Here is a 3,304-nt window from a genome sequence, read left to right as displayed (position 1 = left end):
CGCCAGTTCATCGATGTATACCACGTCTGAGGTGCCGCCATGACACACAAGGTTGCACTGAACTTCGAAGACGGCGTCACTCGTTTCATCGATGCTAATGCTGGCGAGACTATTGCTGATGCTGCCTACCGCCAAGGCATCAATTTACCCATGGACTGCCGAGACGGTGCATGCGGCGCCTGCAAATGCTTCGCCGAGAGCGGCCGCTACGACCTCGGCGAGGAGTACATCGAGGATGCACTTAGCGAAGCCGAAGCCGAGCAGGGCTACGTGCTGACCTGCCAGATGCGCGCCGAAAGCGACTGCGTGATTCGCGTTCCGGCCGCATCGGACGTCTGCAAGACCCAGCAGGCCAGCTATCAGGCAGCGATCAGCAACGTGCGTCAGCTGTCCGAGAGCACCATCTCACTGTCTATCAAAAGCGCATCGCTGAACCAGTTGGCGTTCCTGCCGGGCCAGTACGTCAATCTGCAAGTGCCGGGCAGCGACCAGACCCGCGCCTATTCCTTCAGCTCGCTGCAAAAGGATGGTGAGGTCAGCTTCCTGATCCGCAACGTGCCGGGCGGGCTGATGAGCAGCTTCCTGACCAGCCTCGCCAAGGTCGGCGATAGCGTCAGTCTGGCTGGTCCGCTGGGCGCGTTCTATCTGCGCGAGATCAAGCGGCCGCTGCTGTTGCTGGCGGGCGGTACCGGCCTAGCACCGTTCACCGCGATGCTGGAGAAGATCGCCGAGCAGGGCAGCGAGCACCCGCTCCATCTGATCTACGGCGTCACCCATGACTACGATCTGGTTGAAATGGACAAGCTAGAGGCATTCGCCGCGCGCATTCCCAACTTCAGCTACACCGCCTGCGTCGCCAGCCCAGACAGCGCCTATCCGCAAAAGGGCTATGTGACCCAGTACATCGAGCCCAAACACCTCAACGGCGGTGAGGTAGATGTCTACCTTTGCGGTCCGCCACCGATGGTCGAGGCGGTCAGTCAGTACATTCGCGCACAGGGCATCCAGCCGGCCAATTTCTATTATGAGAAGTTCGCCGCCAGCGCCTAGAGGCTCCTTTGGTCCGCTTACTAGGTGAGCGGGCCTGTTTTATTCGTTCAGTAGGCCCCAGGTTCCCTGCGAACTTTCCCAAAATTGCATCTGGGCTACACAACCGAGGTGGTTCATGAACAAACGTTTCCAGGACAAGACTGCCGTTATCACCGGCGCTGCCCAGGGCATCGGTCGCCGTGTGGCCGAACGGATGGCGGCCGAAGGCGGTCGGCTGCTGCTAGTCGACCGTTCCGAGCTAATACATGAGCTGGCCGACGAACTGGTCGGAGTCGCTGAGGTGCTGACCCTGACCGCCGACCTTGAGCAGTTCGCCGAGTGCCAACGGGTGATGGCGGCGGCGCTCGAGCGCTTCGGTCGGCTGGACATTCTGATCAACAACGTTGGCGGCACCATTTGGGCTAAGCCATTCGAGCATTACCAGGAACACGAGATCGAGGCCGAAGTGCGGCGTTCACTGTTCCCTACCCTATGGTGCTGCCACGCCGCGCTGCCGCTAATGCTCGAGCAGGGCAGTGGCGCCATCGTAAATGTTTCCTCCGTTGCCACGCGCGGGATCCATCGCGTGCCTTACGGCGCGGCGAAGGGTGGCGTCAACGCCCTGACCGCCTGTCTGGCCTTTGAAACCGCCGAGCGCGGCATCCGCGTCAACGCCACCGCACCGGGTGGCACCGAGGCGCCGCCACGGCGGATTCCGCGCAATAGCGCCGAGCCGAGTGAGCAGGAGAAGGTCTGGTACCAGCAGATCGTCGACCAGTCCCTCGACAGCAGCCTTATGAAACGCTACGGAAGCATTGACGAGCAGGTCGAGGCAATTCTGTTCCTTGCTTCTGACGCCGCCTCCTACATCACCGGTATAACTCTTCCGGTGGCAGGGGGAGACCTGGGTTGACCCTTATGTCTGGTTAAGAAGAGAAATCGACATGCGAAGAAGCAACGTACATAAGATCCCTGACGCTCATTTTCGGGGGGGTTATGCCGGCATCACGCAGAGCTGTTGGGGGATACTTCCGTCATGTTTAGTGTATCTGGGATGAATATGAACAGTGCCGGCTACGAGGTGTTCGAAGTGCTAAGCGGCCAGTCATTCCGCTGTGCGGAGGGCCAGTCGGTACTGCGCGCCATGGAAGCCCAGCACAAACGCTGCATTCCGGTGGGCTGTCGCGGCGGCGGTTGCGGGCTGTGCAAGGTCCATGTGCTGCATGGCAATTACCGTCGCGGTCGCATGAGCTGCCATCACGTGCCGCCCGAGTTGGAGAGCCAAGGCTTGGCGCTGGCATGCCAGGTATTTCCGCAGTCCGATCTGAGCATCGAATGTCTTTGCCCTAATAGCGAAGGCGACAAAAACAACAGATGAAACAAGAGGTGCCGTCATGAAAAAAGGCGTTCTGCGACCCGGCCACATCCAGCTGCGCGTACTCAATCTAGAGAGTGCCCTGGCCCACTACCGCGACCTGCTCGGCCTGATCGAAGTGGACCGTGATGACTTCGGGCGCGTCTATTTGAAGGCTTGGACCGAAGTGGATAAGTTTTCCCTGGTGCTGCGTGAAGCGGATGAGCCGGGCATGGATTTCATGGGTTTCAAGGTTGTGGATGAGGATGCTCTCCGGCAACTGGAGCGGGATCTGATGGCATATGGCTGTGCCGTTGAGCAGCTACCCGCAGGTGAACTGAACAGTTGTGGCCGACGGGTGCGCTTCCAGGCACCCTCCGGGCATCACTTCGAGTTGTATTCAGACAAGGAATATACTGGAAAGTGGGGTGTGAATGAGGTCAATCCCGAGGCATGGCCGCGCGATCTGAAAGGTATGGCGGCTGTGCGTTTCGACCACGCCCTCATGTATGGCGACGAATTGCCGGCGACCTATGACCTGTTCACCAAGGTGCTCGGCTTCTATCTGGCCGAACAGGTGCTGGACGAAAATGGCACGCGCGTCGCCCAGTTCCTCAGTCTGTCGACCAAGGCCCACGACGTGGCCTTCATTCACCATCCGGAAAAAGGCCGCCTCCATCATGTGTCCTTCCACCTCGAAACCTGGGAAGACGTGCTTCGCGCCGCCGACCTGATCTCCATGACCGACACCTCGATCGATATCGGCCCGACCCGTCACGGTCTGACCCACGGCAAGACCATCTACTTCTTCGACCCGTCCGGTAACCGCAACGAAGTGTTCTGCGGTGGAGATTACAACTACCCGGACCACAAACCGGTGACCTGGACCGCCGACCAACTGGGCAAGGCGATCTTTTACCA

Annotated in this window: 4 protein-coding genes; all 4 read left to right on the top strand. The window is 59.7% G+C overall.

The annotated features are described in order from the left end of the window. Positions 1-39 precede the first annotated feature (39 nt). Complete coding sequence (gene benC / locus DU29_RS0126180) at positions 40-1,050, top strand: benzoate 1,2-dioxygenase electron transfer component BenC (RefSeq protein ID WP_028624360.1); 1,011 nt, start codon at positions 40-42, stop codon at positions 1,048-1,050. Between the two features lie 115 nt (positions 1,051-1,165). After that, positions 1,166-1,942, top strand: coding sequence for a 1,6-dihydroxycyclohexa-2,4-diene-1-carboxylate dehydrogenase (locus DU29_RS0126175; RefSeq protein WP_011600762.1), 777 nt, complete (start codon positions 1,166-1,168; stop codon positions 1,940-1,942). A gap of 147 nt (positions 1,943-2,089) precedes the next feature. Further along, a complete protein-coding gene (locus tag DU29_RS0126170) occupies positions 2,090-2,407 on the top strand; it encodes a 2Fe-2S iron-sulfur cluster binding domain-containing protein (protein ID WP_016355706.1) in 318 nt (105 codons plus the stop codon). Between the two features lie 16 nt (positions 2,408-2,423). Then, positions 2,424-3,304 (top strand): catechol 2,3-dioxygenase (locus DU29_RS0126165; protein ID WP_033050996.1); only part of this gene is annotated, 881 nt, incomplete at its 3' end.

This window comes from Pseudomonas sp. Ant30-3, from assembly GCF_000690905.1.
In the GTDB taxonomy this organism is placed as follows: Bacteria; Pseudomonadota; Gammaproteobacteria; order Pseudomonadales; family Pseudomonadaceae; genus Aquipseudomonas.
This window is presented reverse-complemented; position numbering and strand designations above follow the sequence as displayed.